Raw genomic sequence first — 451 nt, forward strand, 5'->3', positions numbered from 1 at the left:
GGCTTCCCTCTCACTGATCAGGTGTTCACCTATGATGCGTTCAGCAACATCACCCAGGCACAGAACACCTATGCCGATGGCAGCACAAAGCAGTTTACATACGGCTTCAGCACTACTGACAACGCGCAGTTGCTGAGCGTGCATTGCAGCGACAGTTCCGTTGCAGACATTGCACTCGAATATGACAACTGTGGGCGCATGGTAAAAGACGAAGCGGGCAGGCAACTGTCGTATGACGGCCTCGGGCGATTAATAAAAGTGCAGGATGCTACGAATACACTAACCTATGCTTATGATGCGTTTGACAAGCTTAGTAGTCAGACACTTTCTGATGGCAAGAAAACCAACTTTTACTATCGCGACAACGCCTTAAGCTACGCCATTGATACCAACAATGGCACGCAGACAATCAACAGATGGGTGCGGGCCAATGGTGAGTATCTCGCCCATC

General features: G+C 49.9%; 1 protein-coding gene. It reads left to right on the forward strand.

The features are described 5' to 3' along the window. The coding region (locus ABE527_RS21665; RefSeq protein WP_499698265.1) for a hypothetical protein at positions 1-451 on the forward strand (451 nt) is incomplete at both ends.

This window comes from Brucella sp. TWI432, assembly GCF_039674445.1.
GTDB classification, from domain to species: domain Bacteria; phylum Pseudomonadota; class Alphaproteobacteria; order Rhizobiales; family Rhizobiaceae; genus Brucella; species Brucella chromiisoli.